Origin of the sequence: Synechococcus sp. MVIR-18-1 (genome assembly GCF_014279835.1) — a bacterium.
Lineage (GTDB): Bacteria > Cyanobacteriota > Cyanobacteriia > PCC-6307 > Cyanobiaceae > Synechococcus_C.
The window spans coordinates 285,454-306,938 of sequence record NZ_CP047942.1 but is presented as its reverse complement, the minus strand read 5'-3'; the positions used below and the strand labels follow the sequence as shown (position 1 = coordinate 306,938).

The following is a 21,485-nucleotide window of genomic DNA, read 5'->3' as shown; positions in this document are numbered from 1 at the left end:
AAAAATCCCTGTTGAGGGAGTGAGAGGGGGCTGTCAAGAAAGACCGGCACCGTTTTGAAGCGGCAAACGATCAAGTGAGACGCTCATAAAGAGCATCGTGACGTCAGCGAATCGGGGGATCGATCGCGCAGCCAAAGCGGCACGAACAATCGACAAACACCATCGCTTTCAACGGCATAGAACCGATGACAACAGGAGACACATCAACCTCTGCTGTAACCTTGGTAGCAACGAAAGTGCAACCCGAGCAGAATCGACAGGAAACCGGCACCTCAACGAAGAGCACCGTCGGTCGATCATCTGATCTTAAGACTTTTTCCTGAATTGGCAAGGCGGTCCACTCTTGGGTCGCTGTCCCGGCTATATCCAGGCACACAATTTCACGCATGCAGCTGTCCAACCGGTTCCTAACCCTGGTCAAGCAACAGCTGCAGAGCTTCTCTGGCGACGAATCTCTGGAGAGACTTGTTGTTTACATCGCGCAAAGCAGTGAGGGAGACGCGCCCAGCTTCACGATGTTGGATCAGTGGCCTCCAGATGGTGGCCGACTCCCGGAGATTGCCGACGACCCCCTTCTGCGCATTCCGGCGCCAGAGCGGCACTGGTTTCCCCTTCGCCATGACGACCTCTTATTAGGAGTTCTGAGAGCAGAGCAGCAGCGCGAATCGGAATGGTCCGAGCAACTCGATCACCGCCTGCAAGCCAGCGCCTCTGCCTTGGCTTACAGCCTTGGCCTTGAGCTCGAACGCAGCCGCTTACTAGACGAGCTCCATCAGCAACGCCAACAGATGAATCTTGTGGTGCATCAGTTGCGCAACCCACTGGCAGCCTTGCGCACCTATGCCCAGCTTCTGCTCCGTCGCTTGGGGCCAGAGCATCTCCATCGCCCACTCGTCACAGGGCTTCTTCAAGAGCAGGCCCAGCTCGACCGCTACATCACATCCCTGGATCTCATCGGTCAAGAGAACCTGCCGCATGGCCCCGAGGCGCCCGCCCCACTTCTTCTTCCCCAGGTGGCATCAAAGGGGCCAGGGCTCACGATCGAACACCTGCTCCAACCTCTGATTGAACGGGCTGCCGCAACTGCCGCACTTCAGAACCGCGCATGGCAAGCACCAGACCACTGGCCTGCTTGGACCCAAGAGATTCGGCCAGATGACGATGCCGTTGTCTCAGAGATCGTGGCCAATCTGCTGGAAAATGCCTTCCGCTACAGCCCCACAGGCTGTCCACTGGGCCTCAGCCTGCTGGAGCACAGCATCTTGATCTGGGACGGGGGACCTCCCATCCCAGATCAAGAACAAGAACTGATCTTCCGCAAAGGCGAACGGGGAAGTAGCAGCAAGGATCAATCCGGATCCGGGCTAGGGCTCGCCCTCGCTCGCCTTCTCGCCGAAGAACGAGGTGGGGCACTGGTTTTAAGCACCAATCCGAACCAGCTCGACCCCAGCTTGCCCAGCCGTGGCAATGGCTTCCTCCTCAGCCTGCCCCCGAGCCCAGAGAAGGCGCCAACAGGGCCATCAACAACAAACCAGAGGTCTCGCTGAGCATCACAACAGCTCCATAACCATCTCCCGTCATCCCTCCGAGGCGCCGGCCAAGCCACTCAGCCACAACCAAAGCGCTCAGCAAACAAAGAGGAGCCATCCAAAACGACAGCTGCTGAAACAGTGGGTTCAGTGGGCTCAACACCACCAACAAAACCAGGGTGGGAACAACGTCTCCAAGACCCTTTTGGTGACGGCGGTGAAAACCAGCCGTTCCATTCACCCGCAAATAAGCGAACCGCGCCATGGCCCAAAGGGGCGACACCCTTGCCAAAGCGCTCGTGACCAGCAAAGCGATCGGTGCCAGCGGCCCCAAGCGCACCAAAGCAGCGAACTGCAACAACAGCACCACCACGGACAACTGCACACCACTGGCACCCACACGGCTGTCCTCCATCGCCTCCAGGCAACGCTCAGGCCCTGCAGCGAGACCATCAGCCGTATCCATCAACCCATCGAAATGGAGCCCACCAGTGAGCCACAACCCCAAGGCCAAAACAGCTGGAACGAGCGCGACTTGAGGCCATTCCAAACCGGACAAAAGCCACCACAATCCCGCCTGCAAACCACCAATCACCAAGCCGATCCAAGGAGCAAAGCGGGCGATGCGTTCAAAGCGAGGCTGAGGCCAGGGCCAGGCAGGCAGCACGGAATAAAAAATCCAGGCACCCACTAAATCGCGCAGCCACGAGGGCGCTGAAGGCATGACCTCAACCGATCGACCGACACGGCTCACCGTAAATTGATGCGTTGCACGGAGGGCCTGTGTTCCAGTTCGAGATTCAGGCCACTTGCCGCAACACGGGCGCTCGTTGTGGATGCTTCCACACACCTCACGGTCCCGTGATGACGCCACGGTTCATGCCCGTGGGCACGCTGGGCACCGTGAAAGGGGTGACCACCTCCCAATTGGCAGAGACCGGCGCCCAAATGGTGCTGTCCAACACTTATCACCTGCATCTCCAACCTGGAGAGGAGATCGTTGCTGACGCCGGGGGGCTGCATCGGTTCATGGGCTGGGACGGTCCGATGCTCACCGATTCCGGTGGCTTCCAGGTGTTCAGCCTCGGCGACCTCAACCGCATTGACGACGAAGGGGTCGACTTCCGCAACCCTCGCAATGGCAGCCGCATCTTGCTGACCCCAGAGCGGTCGATGCAGATCCAAATGCGCCTTGGCGCTGATGTGGCCATGGCCTTCGATCAATGTCCGCCCTATCCAGCCACAGAAAACGATGTCGCGGAGGCCTGCCGGCGCACGCACGCCTGGCTAGGCCGCTGTGCAGACGCCCATCAACGCGACGATCAAGCCCTGTTTGGGATTGTGCAAGGTGGTTGTTTCCCCCACCTTCGGGAGCTGAGCGCGCGAACGGTGGCGGACTTCAACCTCCCCGGCATCGCCATCGGCGGCGTCAGCGTTGGCGAACCGGTGGAGGAGATGCATCAGATCGTGCGCCAGGTCACACCCCTGTTACCCGCTGATCGCCCCCGCTACCTCATGGGCATTGGCACCCTGCGTGAAATGGCAGTCGCTGTCGCCAATGGAATCGACATGTTTGATTGCGTTCTGCCCACCCGTCTGGGACGGCATGGAACGGCACTGGTTGGGGGCGAGCGCTGGAACCTGCGCAACGCTCGGTTCCGGCAGGACCACACGCCGTTAGACGCAAGCTGCCCCTGCATCGCCTGCCGCCAGCACACCCGTGCCTATCTGAATCATCTAATTCGTAGTGAGGAACTGCTCGGCCTCACGCTCTTGAGCATCCATAACCTCACCCATTTGATCCGATTCACCACCGCGATGGGGCAAGCCATTCGTGATGGTTGCTTTTCAGAGGATTTCGCTCCGTGGGAGCCGAGCTCCAGAGCCCATCACACGTGGTAGCGTCCGAGCTCCGACCATGAATTCGCCGGGATGGCTGCTTACACCCTCGATTTGCTGGCCCAGTTACCTGAGGCCTATCAAGCCTTCGGTCCGCTGATCGACATCCTGCCGATCATTCCGTTGTTTTTCCTGTTGCTTGCTTTTGTTTGGCAGGCTTCCGTCGGCTTCCGCTGACCAAAACAGCCCAAACAAACTGGGGCAACGCGAGATAACGCCTCCAGCGGCTTGGTTCCTGCAAAAGCCTATAAAGCCATTCCACTTGGAAACGGCTTGCCCATTGTGGCGCTCGTTCCTTGAGGCCAGCCCAAACATCAAAGCTGCCGCCAACTCCCATCCAGACACCGGTTTGCGTGGCTTTTAAACGCTGTGTCCAAAGTTCTTGACGGGGAACGCCGAGCGCCACAAGCACCAAGTCAGGGTTGAGCTCGCACAAGCTTGCTTCGAGCTCGGGCCAATCCTCCTCGCTGAGATAGCCATGTTGCGCCAGCACCAATTGCAGTTCAGGGCGCTCCACCACCAAGCGATCACACAAGCGTTCCATCACCTGCGGCGCAGCACCCACGAGCGCCACAGACCAACCATGGGCCTCGGCGTAACCCAATAGTTCCCACGCCAACTCAATACCAGGGCTTCGGCGAACGCGCACGCCTTGTAAACGAAGAGCCCACACAACGCCTGCACCATCGGGGACCACCAGATCGGCGTCAGCAATCACGGCACCCAAACGAGGGTTGGCTCGTGCTGCCATCGTCATCTCGGCATTCAGGGTCACGATCTGACCTCCCCCATCGGCATGCACACCAATGGCTGCTGCAGTGACATCGCGACACGCATCCACTGGCACCCCAAGCACTTGGAAGCGACGTTGATCACGCGGACCGGTGCTGGTGATGTCCATCCCTAACTCGACTGCGAGGGAGAATCTAGATCCGGTCCCCTGGAAGGCCACGGTTTTGTCGCATCCGAACCCTCAGGAGCAACACGCGCTACGCCTTGAAAAACTCAAGAGCCTGGATGTAGCCATCGAAACGGTGGTTTTGCAACGTCAGCATCCAGTGAGCGGATTGCTTCCAGCCAGCACGGCCAACACCGTGCACGGAAATTACGGAGACGCCTGGGTTCGCGACTGCGTGTACTCGATTCAGTGCGTTTGGGGCCTGGCCATCGCCCATCGTCGCCAGCACGGGGGCACCACCCAACGCAGTTGGGAACTCGAACAACGAGTTCTGGGGCTGATGCGCGGCTTGCTCAACAGCATGATGCGCCAAGCCTCAAAAGTGGAGCGCTTTAAGTACAGCCTCGATCCACTCGACGCCTTGCATGCCAAATACAACAGCGCCAACGGCGATCAGGTGGTTGCCGATGACGGCTGGGGGCATCTGCAGCTCGATGCGACCTCTCTGTTTTTGTTGCAATTAGCGCAACTCAGTCGCGGCGGGATCGCCGTGATTCGCAACCGCCACGAAGTGGCTTTCATCCAAAACCTCGTCTACTACGTAGCCCGGGCCTACCGCGTGCCCGACTACGGAATCTGGGAGCGTGGGGACAAGGGGAATGAAGGATTACCCGAACGCAACGCCAGCTCCATTGGCATGGCCAAAGCGGCACTAGAAGCCCTCGATGGAGTGGATCTGTTTAGTTCCCACGGCGATGGATCGGTGCAAGTGCTGGTGCCTCAAGGCGCTGTCGTCCGCTTGCGCCGGGCACTCCAAGGACTGCTGCCAAGGGAATCGGCTAGCAAAGAAGTCGACAGCGCTTGTCTGTCTGTGATCGGCTACCCAGCCTGGGCGGTGGAGGAGCGAGACCTGGTGGAGCGAACCGTCCAGCGAATCCGGCGGGAGCTAGGAGGCCCCTACGGATACAAACGCTTCCGCCGGGACGGACATCAAACCGTTGTCGAGGACGTCAGTCGACTGCATTACGAACGGGCCGAACTGGTCAACTTCGAAGGCGTGGAATCGGAGTGGCCTCTCTTTCTGGCCTATGAGCAGCTAACAGCCTGCTGTGAAGAGCGTTGGACCGACGCGCATTACTGGCAAGAACGGCTCAAAATCCTGCAGGTCGAACGTCAGGGCCAACAGCTCTACCCAGAGCTCTATTTGGTTCCAGACAATGCGATCGAACTTGAACGACGGGCACCGGGAAGCCAACAACGACTAGCCAACGACAACGTGCCTCTGCTCTGGACCCAGAGCCTTGCCTGGCTCGGGGAGATGCTGATGGAAGGACTGATCGAGCCAGCGGACCTTGATCCCTGCGGGCGCAGATTTCAGGCCGAGATCGGCGCCGAACAGGTCCTGGTTGCCCTTGCACCAACCAGCAGCGCACTCGCAACCGAACTCAAGGCACAAGGGTTGCCAGTGAGCGATCCAGAGACCTGCCCCATCCAGGTCGTGCCATCCAGCAACCTCAACGATCGCCTCAGCGCCGTTGGAGGCGATGAGGCTCTCCGCTTGAGCGGTCTACCGATGCTCCGAGCCGACACCTCGGATACAGCCCGCCTCTATAGGCAGGGCGACGAGCAGCTTGCCGTCCTACCGGCTGTCTTGGAAGAGGACACCTTTTTCGTGAGTCATGACCCACGCCAGCTGATGGAAACGGTTCTCAATGAACTGCACCTGCTGCAGCGGCACTGGCGCGGAGAGGGTTCTCCGCTCTTATTGATCCCGATTGAAGCCGCCCTGCTGGAGAACAATCCAGAACTGCTGCATGATCTCACCACGCGTCTGCACTCAGGGCAGCTTGAAGATGTTCCCGTTTGCTTCGGCGACCTAGAAACACTCGCCCACAGCGCTCAGTGGGTGACGCTGCCAGCCGCAACACCTAGGAGCCATGCCCATCAACGCAGCGACGCAGCGCGTTACTTGCAGGACTCCACCGACTTCAGTGACCTCACCGCAGCCCAAGAGCAGGAGCTGGATGACATCCCCATCGCTCAACTCCGTGACCGTCTATGGAATAGCCATTCACTTCGGGAACAAGCCGAAGTGCTTGAACTGCTGAAGCGCCAACTCGGTCATCGAGCGATCCTCAGCGGCCCGAAAGGAACACCGATTGAGCTGATCACCCTGCTGGAGGAGATTTACCACCGCGGGCTCAGCCAGGAGGACTGGAACGTAGCTCGCCGTTGCGCAGGCGCGATGGGGCTCGTCCATCCCCAACTTGAGGATGCTGTCATCGACCTGCTCAGCCGCCAGAAGCAAGTGGTCGTGGGAAGGAACTACACCAGCGACTCTCGCCTCAGCGCCCCGGCCTCAAGCCCGGCGATCGCTGCCTTGATTGAACGCACCTGTGGCAATGACGGCCGTGAGCGCATGTTGCAACAGGAATTGCTGGTCGCTCTTGATGGTCTTGCCCGTCGAGAACCGGAAAAACTCAAGGGGACGCTCACCCTGCAGCTCGGTCAACTCCTGCTTCTGCTCACCTCAGAGCTCGCATCCGAACGCCAACTGAGTCAGGACGAAGCCTTTGAAGCCCTGTGCAGCGAAGCCCCCCATGCGATCTGTTTGCGTCTTCAAGCACTCCTGAATGACGTCGACCACGCCCGAGCAGCCCTACAGCGACGCGAGCTGCTTCACCTGCGCGGCCATGTGCAGTGGACCGTGCCTGAGCCCCTTGAAGAATGCCCCAGCGGATCGGACTGGCTCCAACACCGGATGCGACTGGGCTCCCTGCAGCAGGTCCCGAAAGAGTTCTATGCCGGCATCTGGTCCTTACTGCATCACTGCCGCGGCCTTGTGATTGGAGACAAGTTAGAGCGACGAAACCGGCTCACTAGCGCCTTGGTGCTCGAAAAAACGCCAGGAGAGCGCAACTTCGCCATTCAGGTTGAGCACCTGCTCAGTCGCATTGAAGCCGCTGAATACCGCCAACTGTGCTCTGAAAGCCTGCTCTCGCTGATGGCCTTCACGACGACCAACCCCGACATGCACTTTGAAGACGACATCGCACTTGATGTGGTGATTGGTCATGCCGTTCGGGTGGGCTGGCAAAGCACCCATCCCCAACAAGACATTGGAACCTACAGCCAACACAAATCTGCAGCTTGGGAACAGTTTTACAAAGCCTCTCCAGCGCAATGCCGCCAGTGGCAAATCGAAGCGCTACGGGAGCTGGCTGAACAAGAAGGTTTTCTCTAAATCAGATCGGAGCGTCCAGAACAATGCCAACGCCTGGCCGCTCCACAGCCTGCTCAATCAAATCGGCAAGACGAAGGGCCCTTGATGCCTGCTGACCGTCCACAGCGGGGGTTTCACGTCCACGAACACACTGAAGAAAATGCTCCAGCTCGGCATAAAGCGGCTCGATCGAAGTCGTGCTCACCTCTTCAATGAAACCGTCATTGCGGTACAGCAGCTCGCCGTGATCAGCGGAATACCACTCATGGGCACGCCGATGAATATGCAAGGTGTGATTTAAAAAATCCGTTTCCACAAGGCTTCCACGACAGTGAGCGCTCAAGCTCCTGATCTTGCGATGGCTCATTTTGCTCGCCGTCAGGCTTGCGACCACACCGTTGTCGAATCCAAGTGTTGCGTTCACGTAATCGATCGGCCCTTCTGCACTACGTCCACCAGCCGCCGATAGATGCACCACAGAGGCCCCAGCAAGTTCCAAGACAAGATCCAAATCGTGGATCATCAAATCAAGAACCACCGAAACATCATTGGCTCGATCGGAATGAGGGCTGTGACGTCTGGCTTCCAGTACGACAACTTCCTCATTCGCCACCACCTTGGTTAATTCACGAAACGCAGGATTGAAGCGCTCGATATGCCCCACCTGCAGCAGCCGATCCACCCGGCTCGCCGACTCGCTGAGCGAAGCCGCTTCATCCTGACTGGCCGCAATTGGCTTTTCGATTAAAACGTGGAGCCCAGCCTCTAAACAGGCCAAACCAACGGCATGGTGAAGCAGGGTCGGCACAGCGATACAAACCGCTTCGACCTCAGACAACATGTCGCGATAATCCGCAAACCAACGGCAAGCAAATTGGTCTTTGGCCAGCGCGCCGCGCGCCGCATCCGGATCAGAAACGCCCACCAGATCCGCGTCTTTCAAGAGACTGAGCACACGGGCGTGATGCCAACCCATGTTGCCGATTCCGATTACTCCGACCTTTACCGGAACCATAGGGTCGGTCATCGGAGGGAATGCAGGTCAGATTTAATTATCGGTGATCAACAGCTAGGACCGCTTCAGCGATTCGTCACACCAGGGATCACCAGACGCACCTGAACGATGCGCGGGCCTCTCATCGTGATGATTTCAAATTGAACTCCGTTGTGCCGCAGCGCTTCTCCAGCGGCAGGAATGTGCTGCAAGCGTTCCAACAGAAAGCCAGCAAGCGTGTGATGCTCCGAGGCCTCAGGCAGGTCAAGGTCGAGTTGGCGATTGAGCTCAAAGATCTCCAAATCACCAGCAACCAGCCAGGCACCCTCCTGGCCCTCAATCGCCTGCAGGTCTGGCTCGGCACTTTCATGGTCTGGCTCATCCCCAACAATTTCACCGGTGAGATCGGCGGCCGTAACCAATCCCTCGGTGCCCCCGTGTTCATCCACCACCAATAACAACGGATGGCCAGATCGAATAATCGCCAGCAATTCAGCAAGATTGCTGGTCTCCGGCACCCGCTCTGCAGGACTCAAATATGGCTCTAAAGCGGAGTCTTTTTGCAGTTCGCCACGGGCGATGGGCTCAGCCAACCGGCGTAAATCCAGCACACCACGAACATCATCCAGCGACTGCCCAATCACAGGGAAACGCGCATGCCGGGTGCGGTGAACGGCCTCCATCAACTCGGCGAAACGCACCTCCACCGGCAGGGTGACCATCCCAGAGCGAGGGACCATCACCTCCCTCACCTGCATATCCCGTAACGCGAACACCCCTTCAAGAATGTTGCGTTCATCTGGCCGTAGGCCCGTGACTCCCCCACTCTCCACGAGCGTCTCCAACTCACCGGCTGTGAGTGCCGGCACGAGGGCATCCCAGCGAGGCTTCAAGCCCACAAGACGTAGCAGGAGTGAGGCGATGACTTCCAGGGAAGACAGCAGGGGACGCAACACCTGCATGGTGGTTTCCAACACCGGAGACAATTGCAAGGCCGCTGGCTCAGGGCGGCTGAGGACCAGCGCGCGTGGGAGCAGCCCAGACAGCAGCGTGGCCAGAACCACCAACACAAGAAACCAGGCCAGATCCCACCAACGACCGGCTGGTGTGTCCATCGGCCACCAACGCTGACCAAAACCTTTCGCAATCCAACCAAGCGCCACCAACGACAAGGTGGTCCCGAACTGAGTCATCAGCAGAGCCGTTCTCAACCGGCGCTGGAGGCGCTCGACCGCTGGTGCACCGGGCTGGCCCTCCTCGCGGAGTTCATGGACGCGACTCGGACGCAAACGCAGCAGTGAGACTTCAGCCGCTGCAAAAAACGCCGGTAAGACCAAAAGCGCGATCAGCAGCAGGTTGCGCATAAGTCAAGAATGAATGGGGGTCCCGAGGATCGAACTCGGCTAAGGCGAATTATGAGTTCGCTGCATTCACCAGATTGCTAGACCCCCTCGATATCACGGATCTACCACAAGGCACGAATGGGTGCTGAGGGTGGATCATCCCGCTCGATTGGCATTCTGACCTGACCCTCCTCCGCCAAGCTGCTCGTGAATCCGTTGGAAATATCCACCGTGCGCCACGGAATCGCCGGACTTTGCTCCTCCAGCAACACCTGATAAGTGGATTGCAAGGCAGATCCATCCCAAACAATCGTTTGGTCGGGGAAGCCAAATCCCATCACCCTGTTGCCCTCAGGTCCCGCCACGGCAATGCCAAGAAGGTCGGTGATCTGGTGCATCACATCCACCCCACGAGCGAAGGGTGCCGTCCAGGTATAAAAACGCTCTGTTACCAATGCGTCGGTGGTTTTAACAGGGCCACATCGACTCACCTCAACAGGAGCAAGAACCTCGCCAGCACTGCTTGAAGGCGCAGGAGCTTCAAGGCTCGTCACGCAAACCACAGGATTGGCGTGACCAGGGTCCGCCTGCCACAAAGCGAGTGGGCCCATGATCACCAGAACACCAAACGGGAGCCTGCGCACAAAAACCGTCACCACTGCGCGCAAACTAGGCAGAGGATTCGCTGCGCACCAGCCCCGATGTCTCAACCTTTTGAACACGACCCCCTGCTGGAACGCTTAGCGAAAGAGGCTTATCGCCACGGCAACTTCACCCTTGCGTCCGGTCGCAGCAGTAATCACTACGTGAATTGCAAGCCGGTCAGCTTGAGCGGCTCAGGTCTAGCCCTGCTCTGCCCGGCGATGTTGGCTCTGGTGGAAGCTGATGCGGCAGCCGTTGGCGGCCTCACCCTTGGAGCCGATCCGCTGGTGAGTGGCGTCGCCCTTGCTGCTGCCCAGGGAGGACGCACCCTTGATGCTCTGATCGTGCGTAAGCAGGCCAAAGGCCACGGCACTGGTGCCTGGCTGGAGGGTCCCCTGCCAGAGCAGGGCGCGCTTATCACCGTTCTTGAGGATGTGGTCACCACCGGTGGGTCATCCATCAAGGCTGTTGAACAACTCCGAGCTGCTGGCTACAGCGTGAATCGGGTGGTGACGATCGTTGACCGTGAAGAGGGAGGGGCTGCTGCGATGCAAGCTGCTGACCTTGAATTACACAGCCTGTATCGCCTGGAAGAGGTGGCCGCCAAGTCCTGTGAGCTCCAAGCATGAGCAGGCTCCTTTGGGATGAACGCTTCCCGGTGCTGCGACTCGAAGGGAGTGGCAGTCGCACGTTTCTTCAAGGTCAGACGAGTGCCGACGTTCAGCAGGCTGAGGAAGGTGATCTCCTTCCTGCCTGCTGGCTTGATGCCACCGGACGGGTGCAGGCCCTGCTTGAAATCCGCATGGACGCCACAGGCGCTGATGTGCTCGTTCTCGCTGGAGCGGTGGATGCCGTAAGCCAAGGGTTCGATCGCGTGATCTTTCCCGCCGACCGCGTCCGCCTCAAAGGGACCCGCCAACAACGCAGACAAGAGCTCCTGGTTCAAGGCCAGCCAATGGAGCCGTTCAATGTGTGTTGGACAGAGGATGAGCCGAACCAAAGCGATCGCTTCCCCGCCAGTGAGGCCGCCAACACCAACCAGCTCGATCGTTGGCGCCTGGAACAGGGGTGGCCTCTCGGTGCTGGTGAATTGGATGGAACCACCAATCCCTTTGAACTGGGCCTCTCCCCCTGGGTCCACCTCAACAAAGGGTGTTATCTGGGGCAGGAAACGGTGGCAAAGCTCGCTTCAAAAGGGGAAGTCAAACAACAACTGCGGAGTTGGCGCGCCCTCTCCAGCGATCTTCAGGGGACTCACCCTGAGCGCGGCACCGTGCTGCGACGCCAGGGGGACCGCGCTGGTGTCATCACCTCCGCTGTTGAGATTGCGTCTGCTGATGGGTCGCCCCAGGAATGGATTGGCCTCGCCCTGGTGCGCCGACAAGCATTGGCAGATCCCCAACTCACTCTCGACGGCGATCAAGGAACGATTCAGCTGTTCAAACCGCAGGCCTTTTCCGAGCCACCCACCCGCGCTTAGCTCGGGCGTTGATCACCACTCAACAACCATTGCGCCACCGCCCATGTGGCAAAGCCATCGTCGCGGTTGTAAGTAAGGATCCAACGCAAGGCATGACTGGAGCCCCGCGCCTTAACCCCCTCACCACGCCACTGACGCCACCACAACAGAGCCCTTGCTCCATCCACTCCTGCCTGGCCCCATTTGAATCCTCTCCAGCCCGCTACGGCCTTGAGGCCATAGCTGCTAAGGGGAAGTTGCCAATGGGCACGCAAGCGGGCATGAACATCAATCAACCTCTCCCGCAGGGCTTGCTGTTCTGTCTCTGAAACGCCTTGGCGTTTGGCCATACGCAACAGGGCCAACGACTCGGTTTCGCCGTAATGAAGAATCAACCAATCGGGATAGGTGGCAAGAAAACGCTGGATCCTTTGCCAGCAGCGCTTCTCACCATGCTCTTGAAGCACCAGCAGCGGGTGGTAAGTGGCACGCGTCAGATCCCAACTAGAGACTCCGTCATTCGCCAACCCGTTCTTGGGCAAGCGGACAAAACCGTGCAAAAAGTCATCGCGCGCATCCGGATCTGATTCGATGTCGTAGAGCAACACCCCTGGAGCATTCCGCAATTCAGGCAAGGCGGGAAGCGCATCAAGACGCTCCACAACGCCATCGCGTTGAACACGGGCTTGGGCCACCAAAGGGGCCGCCATCGCCGCGTGCTGTTCGCCGAAGCGCTTGAGCTGCCCAGCGAGATCCTTGGGGTTGGCTGCGGCCAAAGCCTGAAGGCTATTGACCCCAATGTCTTGAAGCATCTCCCGTCTTTTGGCGCCAATTCCACTCACTTCACTGAGATGCCCTTCTTGAGACGCAACGTCATTGCAGAGCCCCCGCCAGCTGCAGAGGGTGCACTTGCGACGATCTGCCGTCAAAGCTGGCGGATCGGTTCTGTTCAGATCGGCTGACAGTCGCAGCAGAGAGTCGTCGAGCTGGCGATTCAAGCTGTTGCCAAGCGGTAAGCGCTCACGCTCTAAACGTCGCCCCGACCCTGCCAGTGCAAGGCCATCAGGCACAGGCCCACCCTGAAATTCAGCCAACAAGCGTCCAGCCAAAGCAAGCTGGAATCGGTGTTCTCGGGTTAAGCGGCGGCCCTGCCGAGCGATCACGGGCCGATAGGCAAAGTCCCCCCAACGACTCAACCCTTTCACCCTCTCCAGCAGAGGCGGATGGGCTTCTAAGGCCGCACCCTTTAAGGATGAGTCGTCCGGCATGACACCGCGCAACCTCACCCCGACAACTCCGGCATCTCCGCGCTCGCAAGCCGCCAGGCCATGGCCTGGCTTACCCGGCAGCAAGGCCACAAAACTGCGCTGTTGGTCATCCAACTGCAAGGTGCGATGCGCGGTGTAAAGGCGATCATCTGGATTGGCATGGCGGTCAAGCCATACCCTCCTTCGGCAGCGCACCCAGCTGCGCAGCAACCTGTCGGTGAGTGGCTTGTCAGCGTGAGGGGTGGCACCCATCAACCGACGGTAAGGCGGCCAGCTGCTAGATCCTGTGCATCGATTGCAACCCATGGTGTCTTCCCCTCTTCCACTGGACGCCTCTCCGATCCGGTTTGGTACCGATGGTTGGCGAGGGATTTTGGGAGTGGATATCACTGTGGAGCGATTGCTTCCTGTTGCCGTCGCCGCAGCCCAGGAGCTCGCCCACCAGGCACCTCAAAGTTTAAACAGCCGCACCGTGGTGATCGGCTACGACCGCCGCTTCCTCGCCCCTGAACTCGCCGAAGTTGTAGCTGCAGCCGTCCGCGGCTGCGGCCTGGAACCGCTTCTCACCGATACGGCCGTTCCCACACCGGCCTGCAGCTGGGCAGTCGTGGAACGCCAATCACTCGGAGCACTTGTGATCACGGCCAGTCATAACCCTCCGGAATGGCTTGGGCTCAAAATCAAAGGTCCCTTTGGTGGATCGGTGGAGGGCACCTTCACTGCTGCGGTGGAGCGACGGCTGGCCGCTGGAGGCATCACAGTGCCGGTGGCTGGCAGTAGCGAACGCTTTGATGGCCGCGGAGAACATCTCGCAGGATTACGAACCAAATTTGACCTCCAGGCTCTGACCGTTGGCCTGCGGACCATGGGTCTCCACGTGTTCGTCGATCCCATGCATGGCTCGGCAGCCGGCTGCGTGTCAGACCTATTGGGCGACGACGCCAAGGATCTGATCACCGAGATCCGAACCAACCGTGACCCCCTATTCGGTGGATGTGCGCCGGAACCCCTGGCCCCTCACCTCGGGGAACTGATGGCTGCAGTAAAAGCCTCAAAAGCAGAGGGCCGCCATGCCGTTGGCCTGGTCTTTGATGGCGATGGCGACCGCATTGCCGCAGTAGATGAAAACGGACGGTTCTGCAGCACCCAGCAGTTGATGCCACTGCTGATCGATCACTTGGCTCGTGCCAAAAATCTGCCTGGGTCGGTGGTGAAAACGGTGAGCGGTTCCGACCTCATGCGCCTTGTTGCGGAAGATCTGGGCCGGGAGGTCCTTGAACTGCCTGTGGGCTTCAAGTACATCGCGGCTGAAATGTTGGCCGGAGAGGTGCTGATCGGCGGAGAGGAGTCCGGCGGCGTGGGATTTGGCATGCACCTGCCAGAACGGGACGCCCTGTTTGCCGCCGTGCTCGTGCTCGAAGCGTTGGTGGAAGGAAAGCAGCCCCTTGGCGAGCGCATGAAAACCATCCAAGAGCGGTGCGGTGGCGAGGCTCACTATGACCGCCTCGATCTCCGCCTCGCCAACATGGACTCCCGCCGCCGGCTGGAAGCCCTTTTGGCTGACACGCCTCCCCAAGAGGTCGCTGGATGCCCTGTTCTCGAGGTGGTCACCACAGACGGCGTCAAACTCAGGCTCGGCCCAAGCCATTGGCTGATGCTGCGCTTCTCTGGAACAGAGCCCTTGCTTCGCCTGTATTGCGAAGCTCCAAGCCCGTCGCGGGTCGATGAGGTTCTGGGCTGGGCCCGCACCTTTGCAGCCGCCATATGAGCAACCGCGTTTTGGTGATTGCCAGCGGTAATGCCGGCAAGATTCGAGAGTTTTCGAACCTGCTGCAACAGATGCCCCTGCAGGTGGATCCACAACCCGAAGGGATCGAGGTGGAAGAAACCGGAATCACCTTCCGCGATAACGCCCTCCTTAAGGCAAGGGCCGTTGCCGAAGCCACTGGCCATTGGGCACTCGCTGATGATTCAGGCCTGAGTGTCGATGCACTTGGCGGTGCTCCGGGGGTTTACTCCGCGCGGTACGCAGACTCCGACCCAGCACGCATTCAACGCCTGCTCAGAGAGTTGGGGGATCGCAACGACCGCCAGGCACGCTTTAGTGCGGCTCTGTGTATCGCAGCACCTGACGGCAGCGTGCTGGCAGCAGTGGAGGGGCACTGCGAAGGATCGATCACCTTCAGGGCTCGCGGGACGCAAGGGTTCGGGTACGACCCCGTATTCGAAGTCAAAAACAGTGGACTCACCTTTGCAGAAATGAGTCTGGATTACAAAAAAAAACACGGACATCGAGGGCGCGCCTTTGCCCTGCTAAAGCCAGAGCTGGAGAAGCTTCTCGCCAACGCGCCAAGCCAAGACGCGAGCACAAGGCCAAACCCCTAACGGAACAACCCTGTACGGTGCCCCTTGCTGCTGACGAGGTCTATGGCCATTGCCATGACCACGGGTTACAGCGCTCAAACCGAAGGCGCACGCCTCTGCATTGATGCAGCCTCGGACTGGGCCCTGACTTGTGTTGATCAATTAACGAACGATTCCAGCTATGTGCTGATGGATTACGGCGCTGCCGACGGCGGCACCGCTGTTGGGCTGTGGTCTCAGGTTTTGGATCGGCTGCACAAACGCCAGCCCAAAGCCCATCTCACCTTGATCGGCAACGATCTTCCAAGCAACGACAACGTTGCCCTAGCCGAAAACATTGCCAAGCAGCTGGGTCGCCCTCCCAATCCCACCGTGCTGGTGAGTGCTCGCAGCTTCTATGAGCCCCTAGTGGCCCCTGAGACCGTGAGTTTTGGCTTCTCAGCCACAGCCATGCATTGGTTGAGTGAATCCCCTGGCCCCCTCAACACGCACACCCACGTGCTCGCCTCAGACGACAAGGAGGCCCTTGAGCGCTTCACGGCGCAAGCGATGAAGGATTGGGCCAGCGTCCTCGAACTGCGCAGCGTGGAGCTCGCCGTAGGCGGCCGCCTGCTCACCGTGAATTTGTCCCGTGATGAAGAAGGCCGATACCTCGGTCATAACGGTGGAGTCACTCGCAACGTTCATGACCAGCTGCATCAGATCTGGCGCAGCCTGGCTGATGAAGGCGTGATCAGCGAAGAGATCTATCGCAAGGGAACGATCCTGAACTTCTACAAGTCTCCGGAGGAGTTCATGGCTCCCCTCAAGGACAAGACTTCAGCGGCCTACCTCAATGGCCTCAGGCTCGTTGATGAGCGCACGGTCCACGTGCCCTGCCCCTATCGCAAGCGTTGGAACGAAGACGCCGACACCGCATCTTTCGCCGAAGGACTGATGGCGACGATCCGCAGCTGGAGCCGCCACAGTTTTGCCTCCGTCGCTGGTGATGAGACAGCGGATCTCGTGTATGAGCGCTTAAAGCAGCGCATTGCAGCCTCCCCAGAGGAGTGGAGCCTCGATTACGTGGAACACCACCAGATCATGGAGCGTGTGGCCTGATGACCATGGCCTCTCTGCAATCCGCCGGCACCCCTGAGGTGTCGGTGCTGGCTCAACATGTCTCCGACCATCTCTCGGTGTTCGTGGTAGCCGAAAGCAGCGATACCGGCAAACCCGCTAACGGCGGCCTGCGGCTGCTCAATTACTCCAGTGATGAAGCCTGCATCGCCGACGGGCATCGGTTGGCCAGTCTGATGACCCATAAGCACGATCTTTACGGAACGGGCTTTGCTGGCGGCAAAATTGTTGCCAGGGCTGCGGAGCCCGCTTCTGTCAAAGATGAGTTGATCAGCGTCACCGCTGAGCTGCTTCAATCCTTGAACGGCGCCATGATCACAGGCTGTGATCTCAACACAAGCCTGGAAGACATGGAGCGATTGATGTCGCTAACGCCTCATGTTTTGGCGGCCGTTGGAAGCCCTGTGGATGCAAGCGCCGCGACCGCTTTCGGAACCGTGGGAGCCGTTGAGGCGGTGCTCGCTCAATCTCTTACAGAAGCAACGCCAGGCAGGGCCCTGGTACACGGATGTGGAGCCGTGGGTGGAACGGTGGCGAAAACCCTGATCCAGCATGGCTGGGACGTCTTTACCGTTGACATGGATCCAGAGCGGGCGGGGCTTCCCGGCGCGACACCCCTTCCCCCCAGCAGCCCGTGGTGGGACCAGGAACTCGACCTCCTCTTGCCCTGCTCGATCTCCGGTCTGATCGACCCTGAGATGGCCAGCTCTTTGCAGGTCAAAGCGATTGTTCCAGCCGCCAATGCTCCGTTCCAGAAACCCGAAACTGCCGAAGATCTGCGTCGTCGCAGCATCCGCGTCCTGCCCGATCCACTTGTGAATGCTGGCGCGGTCATTGCCGACTCGATCGAGCGCTTCTCGCCTGAGGCCTGGGACAAGGCCACACCACAGCAGGTGTACGACTTTGTACGCCACGAAGTGCGTCAGCGCGCCACGGATTTCTTAAAACAACGGGGAGATGGTCTCACTGTCAGTGACGCACTGGTTGAAGTTGCCGCCCACAGCGGTAAAGATCCCATAGGACACAGCTTCGGAATAGCCGCATGACTTCCACCTCTCTCCCCGCTAGCGCAGCAGTGGTGATCATCGGGGGCGGCATGGCCGGCCTCAGCTGTGCCGCATCACTCGCGCGCCGAGGAATCAGCGATGTCATTCTTCTTGAAGGCAAAACGCTGGCCCATGCGCGAGCCAGCAGCTTCGGCGAAACGCGAATGTTCCGGGAAATGTATTCCGACCCGGTGCTCTGCCGTCTCGCGCAGGAAGCCAATCGGCTTTGGCGGGACGAGGAGACCCATGCCGGTGAAATTTTGCGTGACACCCATGGCCTTCTCTTCTATGGAGAAAGCTGGGATGAAGAGACGATCGAAGGATCGATCCCCGGCGCTCGCAACGTGATGGACGATCAGGGCATTCCCTATGAAGCCCTCAATGCTGCGCAGATCGCAGAGCGCTTCCCGCTGAAACCAAAAGCCGATTTCACAGGACTGTTCGAACCCACCGCTGGTGCCGTCCGCAGCGACAAAGTCATTGCCCATTGGGTTCGCACCGCTCGTAAAGCAGGCCATCAGCTCGTCGAACACAGCCCTGTTAGCAGCATTGATGCTGACGGCGGCGGCGTCAGCCTCGAAAGCGGTCATCACATCAGTGCTGGGCACGTTGTTGTGGCCTGCGGCATTTGGAGTCAACTCCTGCTGACCCCGCTAGGGCTGGCTCCAAAACTGGAAATCTGGCCAATGCTTTGGGCCCACTACACCGTGGATCCAGCTCTCGCTAGCCGCTACCCGCAATGGTTTTGCTTCCAGAAAGAGCGCGGTGATGACGGAGGCCTTTATTACGGCTTCCCCTCCCTCAGCACCACCGCTGACGGACGTCCTCGAATTAAAGCCGGGATCGACTGGTCTCCCGAGGAGCTCCGAGTCGCTGAACCGAACGCCATGTGCACCGAAGCTCCGGCCCGCCTCCTGGAGCTCCTGGACACCTTCCTGTTTAACGAGCTGGACGGCGTGCAAGAGCGGGTGGAAACGGTGATGAGCCCGTATTCCATGACGAGCGATGTGAATTTCGTCTTGGATCGCCTCACACCCAAGCTGAGCCTGTTTGCCGGTGGATCCGGCCAATCGTTCAAATTTGCTCCGCTCATTGGTGATTCGCTCGCCCGTCTTGCCAGCGGAGAACAACCAGCAGCCGATATCTCCTGCTGGAGCCATCAACGCGACGCCGTCCGCGCCTGAATCCCTACCAATACAACCATTGTCTGAATCCCCCACCCCAGTCCGCTCGTCCTTGAGCCAGCCACCCCTATGGGTTGGTGCCATCCCCCTGCTGATTTTCTTGCTGGTCTCCGCCATTGATCTGGCGTTAGCGAAGCACTTCACGGAAACCGGCAAAACCATCGTGAGCCATTCGCTCGGAGGGCTGTGGCAATGGATGGTGATGCTGCTGTTCCTTATTGCCCTGGCCATTGCCATCAGTCCGGTGGGGAAACTTCGGCTTGGGGGCGCAACAGCAAAGCCCAGTCTGAAATTTTTCGATTGGTGCGCTGTCTTAATTTGCACCCTGCTCGCGGGCGGCGGCGTTTTCTGGTCTGCAGCTGAGCCGCTCTACCACTTCCAAACACCCTCCCCTGTCTTTGAAGGAGTGGTGGGAAGCACAGCGGCAGCTGTTGATCCAGCTCTAGCCGTGAGCTTTCTGCACTGGGGCTTCCTCGCATGGGCGCTCGTGGCCACCACCACCACGATCACATTTTCAATTTTGGAACAGCGGGGAGAACCGCTACGGCCTCGCACTCTCCTGGTCAACATCCTTCCCAAGGGTTGGGTGAACGGCCCCATTGGAGATCTTGCCGATGGCCTTTCGGTTGTTGCGGCCATCGCTGGAACCGTTGGCCCTTTGGGTTTCCTGTCGCTTCAACTCAGCAATGCAGCGGGACAACTCCCATGGCTGAGTGACAGTGCAGGACTTCAGTCGCTTGTCGTGGTCCTGCTCACAGCAGTGTTTGCCACATCCACCGTCAGCGGCATCCAAAAAGGCATTAAGTGGCTATCGGAACTCAACGTTTGGCTCACCCTTCTATTAGGGGCTGGGTTGCTGATCCTCGGGCCTGGCATCTGGCTGATCCAACATTTTTTCAGTGGATTTTGGACCTACCTGGTGCATCTGCCTCAGATGGCTTTGATGCCTCGAACAGACGTCTCTGAACCGTGGTTGAACAGCTGGACGGTTTTTTATTGGGGTTGGTTTTTGGGCTATGCACCACTCATGGGTCTATTCACCGCGGGAGTGAGCCGCGGCCGCAGCATCCGTGAACTGGTCTTAGCCGTTGCGCTCCTTTGCCCGATCGTGACCAATATCTGGTTCACCTTGCTTGGTGGAACAGGAATGAAGCTGGAACTCGGAGGCGCAGGCATCAGTGAGGCCCTGGCGCAGAGCGGAGCGGCTGCATCCTTGCTAGCCATCCTGAGTGCGCTTCCCCTTTCAGGTCTGCTGATCCCGATCGGGCTCCTGTTGGTGGTTCTGTTCATGTGCACGAGTGCCGACTCGATGAGTTACGCCGCCGCCATGGTGGTGAGCGGACGCAATGAGCCATCGCAGCGATTGCGGCTGTTCTGGGCCTTGATGATCGGCAGCCTCACCTTGGTGTTGTTGAGAATCGGTACGGGCTTAGGTGACAGCACCTCGATTGATGCCCTGCAAGCGTTCATCGTGATCACAGCAGTGCCGGTCACACCGCTGGTGTTGTTCACGCTATGGAGCGCTCCAAGGCTCGCTTTCAAGGAATGGCAACGCAGCGGTCAAGCTGCTGATTGAGCGGGCGTGCTGCTGACTTAAATCCAAGCCTCAACCCCTCGCCCCAAGCCAACCAATCCATCAAGACCATCGATCAAAAGAACCGGTGAAATCACCCGGTTCTTTTGGCCTTCCAGTGTTGTTCATCATGGCAACAGCGAGGACCGTTTGACGGCCAACACCATTAGCGCAGGCAATAATCCAAGCCAACACTGAGCGACCGCGTGGGTTTTGGGGCCTCGTCAGGGCGAAATGTTGGCTGCGACATCCGTGCTGCCTCATAGGCAACGGGCCTAACATCTCGCCCACGTTGATTGATTCGGAAAAGATCAACACGGCCCAATCCCAAAGCACTCGCGGCGACCTTCGCGCGGCGACGCCCTTCTTTTAAAGCCTGTTTCAGCAACTGATCTTCCAATGACTCACCGCCCCTGCTGGAGGCCAGTGATGTCATCCCTTGAAGGCGCACACCAGGCAAGCGACCTGCCAATTGAATCAGCGCATCGTAGTTATCACGGCTCACCTCACCACCAATCCCCGTCGTGGCGCGCTCCAACTTGGTATTGGAGGAATTGCCACCCCCATAGGAGTAACTGCGAGGAGCAGGAATGTTCAAGGCGCCAAGAGTCAAGGGCTTCAGGCTTTGGCGGGCGCGATCAAGGCGCTGATTGAGAAGCGCCATCGCGGCCTCTTTCGAAGCAGCTTCCGCTTGCAATCCAAGTGAAAAGCGAAAGCGATCCGTAGCGCTGCTACCGCTTTCTCGCACCTGAAGTTGCAACAAGGTGCCTTTGCAGACTTGAGCTGAAGCCAATGCCGGCGAAGCTGAACCGAGGGCAACCCCAACCACAACCGGAATCAAGATCGACGATCGTGAGAGCGGACGAGACCGAACGATCAGACGGTTCAAGGCAACAGTCATGGAGAACGCTCTAAGCAGAACTCCACCCTGACCTGAAAGGCCT

20 protein-coding genes and 1 tRNA gene are annotated in these 21,485 nt (G+C 59.0%); 12 read left to right on the top strand and 9 right to left on the bottom strand.

The genetic code is table 11. The features are described 5' to 3' along the window. Positions 1-103: 103 nt before the first annotated feature. Positions 104-388, bottom strand: coding sequence for a hypothetical protein (locus SynMVIR181_RS01545; RefSeq protein WP_186589755.1), 285 nt, complete (start codon positions 386-388; stop codon positions 104-106). On the opposite strand from SynMVIR181_RS01545, the gene SynMVIR181_RS01540 reads away from it, so the two are divergent. Beyond that, a complete protein-coding gene (locus tag SynMVIR181_RS01540; protein ID WP_186589754.1) occupies positions 387-1,547 on the top strand; it encodes an ATP-binding protein in 1,161 nt (386 codons plus the stop codon). The two genes, SynMVIR181_RS01545 and SynMVIR181_RS01540, sit on opposite strands and share 2 nt — an antisense overlap. Here SynMVIR181_RS01540 and SynMVIR181_RS01535 read toward each other — a convergent pair. Continuing rightward, the gene (locus tag SynMVIR181_RS01535; RefSeq protein ID WP_186589753.1) at positions 1,480-2,253 is read right to left on the bottom strand and encodes an adenosylcobinamide-GDP ribazoletransferase; all 774 of its coding nucleotides are present in this window, start codon (positions 2,251-2,253) and stop codon (positions 1,480-1,482) included. The genes SynMVIR181_RS01540 and SynMVIR181_RS01535 overlap by 68 nt on opposite strands. A 59-nt stretch (positions 2,254-2,312) precedes the next feature. On the opposite strand from SynMVIR181_RS01535, the gene tgt reads away from it, so the two are divergent. Next, positions 2,313-3,431 (top strand): tRNA guanosine(34) transglycosylase Tgt, encoded by a 1,119-nt coding sequence (gene tgt / locus SynMVIR181_RS01530; RefSeq protein WP_186589752.1) that lies wholly within the window; start codon positions 2,313-2,315, stop codon positions 3,429-3,431. A gap of 30 nt (positions 3,432-3,461) precedes the next feature. After that, positions 3,462-3,605, top strand: coding sequence for a photosystem II reaction center protein K (locus SynMVIR181_RS01525; protein WP_006853705.1), 144 nt, complete (start codon positions 3,462-3,464; stop codon positions 3,603-3,605). On the opposite strand, the gene SynMVIR181_RS01520 is transcribed toward SynMVIR181_RS01525, so the two are convergent. Then, the gene (locus SynMVIR181_RS01520; RefSeq protein WP_186589751.1) at positions 3,544-4,329 is read right to left on the bottom strand and encodes a WecB/TagA/CpsF family glycosyltransferase; all 786 of its coding nucleotides are present in this window, start codon (positions 4,327-4,329) and stop codon (positions 3,544-3,546) included. The two genes, SynMVIR181_RS01525 and SynMVIR181_RS01520, sit on opposite strands and share 62 nt — an antisense overlap. Between SynMVIR181_RS01520 and SynMVIR181_RS01515 the strand changes: the two genes are divergently transcribed. Beyond that, the gene (locus SynMVIR181_RS01515; protein ID WP_255444364.1) at positions 4,322-7,570 is read left to right on the top strand and encodes a glycoside hydrolase family 15 protein; all 3,249 of its coding nucleotides are present in this window, start codon (positions 4,322-4,324) and stop codon (positions 7,568-7,570) included. The genes SynMVIR181_RS01520 and SynMVIR181_RS01515 overlap by 8 nt on opposite strands. Position 7,571: 1 nt before the next feature. On the opposite strand, the gene SynMVIR181_RS01510 is transcribed toward SynMVIR181_RS01515, so the two are convergent. From SynMVIR181_RS01510 to SynMVIR181_RS01495, 4 genes are all read right to left on the bottom strand, one after another. Continuing rightward, entirely contained in the window at positions 7,572-8,576 is a 1,005-nt protein-coding gene (locus tag SynMVIR181_RS01510; protein ID WP_186589750.1) for a Gfo/Idh/MocA family protein, read from the bottom strand. A gap of 53 nt (positions 8,577-8,629) precedes the next feature. Beyond that, positions 8,630-9,907: a hemolysin family protein gene (locus tag SynMVIR181_RS01505; protein ID WP_186589749.1), complete on the bottom strand. Its 1,278-nt coding sequence runs from the start codon at positions 9,905-9,907 to the stop codon at positions 8,630-8,632. A gap of 14 nt (positions 9,908-9,921) precedes the next feature. Beyond that, positions 9,922-9,994 (bottom strand) — tRNA-Ile (locus tag SynMVIR181_RS01500). 14 nt (positions 9,995-10,008) lie between these two features. Beyond that, on the bottom strand, positions 10,009-10,497 hold the full coding sequence (locus SynMVIR181_RS01495) for an occludin/ELL family protein (RefSeq protein ID WP_186590439.1): 489 nt from the start codon (positions 10,495-10,497) through the stop codon (positions 10,009-10,011). A 90-nt stretch (positions 10,498-10,587) separates the two neighbouring features. On the opposite strand from SynMVIR181_RS01495, the gene pyrE reads away from it, so the two are divergent. Both pyrE and SynMVIR181_RS01485 read left to right on the top strand, forming a co-directional pair. Then, positions 10,588-11,157 (top strand): orotate phosphoribosyltransferase, encoded by a 570-nt coding sequence (gene pyrE / locus SynMVIR181_RS01490; RefSeq protein ID WP_186589748.1) that lies wholly within the window; start codon positions 10,588-10,590, stop codon positions 11,155-11,157. Beyond that, a complete protein-coding gene (locus tag SynMVIR181_RS01485; protein ID WP_186589747.1) occupies positions 11,154-12,008 on the top strand; it encodes a folate-binding protein YgfZ in 855 nt (284 codons plus the stop codon). The genes pyrE and SynMVIR181_RS01485 overlap by 4 nt, the downstream gene beginning before the upstream one ends. Here SynMVIR181_RS01485 and SynMVIR181_RS01480 read toward each other — a convergent pair. Beyond that, positions 12,005-13,507 (bottom strand): TM0106 family RecB-like putative nuclease, encoded by a 1,503-nt coding sequence (locus tag SynMVIR181_RS01480; RefSeq protein ID WP_186589746.1) that lies wholly within the window; start codon positions 13,505-13,507, stop codon positions 12,005-12,007. The two genes, SynMVIR181_RS01485 and SynMVIR181_RS01480, sit on opposite strands and share 4 nt — an antisense overlap. Before the next feature lie 52 nt (positions 13,508-13,559). Between SynMVIR181_RS01480 and SynMVIR181_RS01475 the strand changes: the two genes are divergently transcribed. The 6 genes from SynMVIR181_RS01475 to SynMVIR181_RS01450 are packed head-to-tail and all read left to right on the top strand — an operon-like array spanning position 13,560 to position 20,544. Next, positions 13,560-15,023 (top strand): phosphoglucomutase/phosphomannomutase family protein, encoded by a 1,464-nt coding sequence (locus SynMVIR181_RS01475; RefSeq protein WP_186589745.1) that lies wholly within the window; start codon positions 13,560-13,562, stop codon positions 15,021-15,023. Continuing rightward, positions 15,020-15,640: an RdgB/HAM1 family non-canonical purine NTP pyrophosphatase gene (gene rdgB / locus SynMVIR181_RS01470; protein WP_186589744.1), complete on the top strand. Its 621-nt coding sequence runs from the start codon at positions 15,020-15,022 to the stop codon at positions 15,638-15,640. Before SynMVIR181_RS01475 ends, rdgB begins: the two co-directional genes overlap by 4 nt. A 42-nt stretch (positions 15,641-15,682) precedes the next feature. Further along, positions 15,683-16,720, top strand: a complete 1,038-nt coding sequence (locus SynMVIR181_RS01465; protein WP_186589743.1) for an SAM-dependent methyltransferase — start codon at positions 15,683-15,685, stop codon at positions 16,718-16,720. Then, positions 16,720-17,784 (top strand): Glu/Leu/Phe/Val dehydrogenase dimerization domain-containing protein, encoded by a 1,065-nt coding sequence (locus SynMVIR181_RS01460; RefSeq protein WP_186589742.1) that lies wholly within the window; start codon positions 16,720-16,722, stop codon positions 17,782-17,784. Before SynMVIR181_RS01465 ends, SynMVIR181_RS01460 begins: the two co-directional genes overlap by 1 nt. Then, on the top strand, positions 17,781-18,968 hold the full coding sequence (locus tag SynMVIR181_RS01455; RefSeq protein ID WP_186589741.1) for an FAD-dependent oxidoreductase: 1,188 nt from the start codon (positions 17,781-17,783) through the stop codon (positions 18,966-18,968). Before SynMVIR181_RS01460 ends, SynMVIR181_RS01455 begins: the two co-directional genes overlap by 4 nt. Positions 18,969-18,987: 19 nt before the next feature. Further along, positions 18,988-20,544: a BCCT family transporter gene (locus SynMVIR181_RS01450; protein WP_186589740.1), complete on the top strand. Its 1,557-nt coding sequence runs from the start codon at positions 18,988-18,990 to the stop codon at positions 20,542-20,544. A 163-nt stretch (positions 20,545-20,707) separates the two neighbouring features. Here the strand turns inward: SynMVIR181_RS01450 and SynMVIR181_RS01445 are convergent, their stop codons facing one another. After that, positions 20,708-21,442, bottom strand: a complete 735-nt coding sequence (locus SynMVIR181_RS01445) for an SIMPL domain-containing protein (RefSeq protein WP_186589739.1) — start codon at positions 21,440-21,442, stop codon at positions 20,708-20,710. Positions 21,443-21,485: the final 43 nt, after the last annotated feature.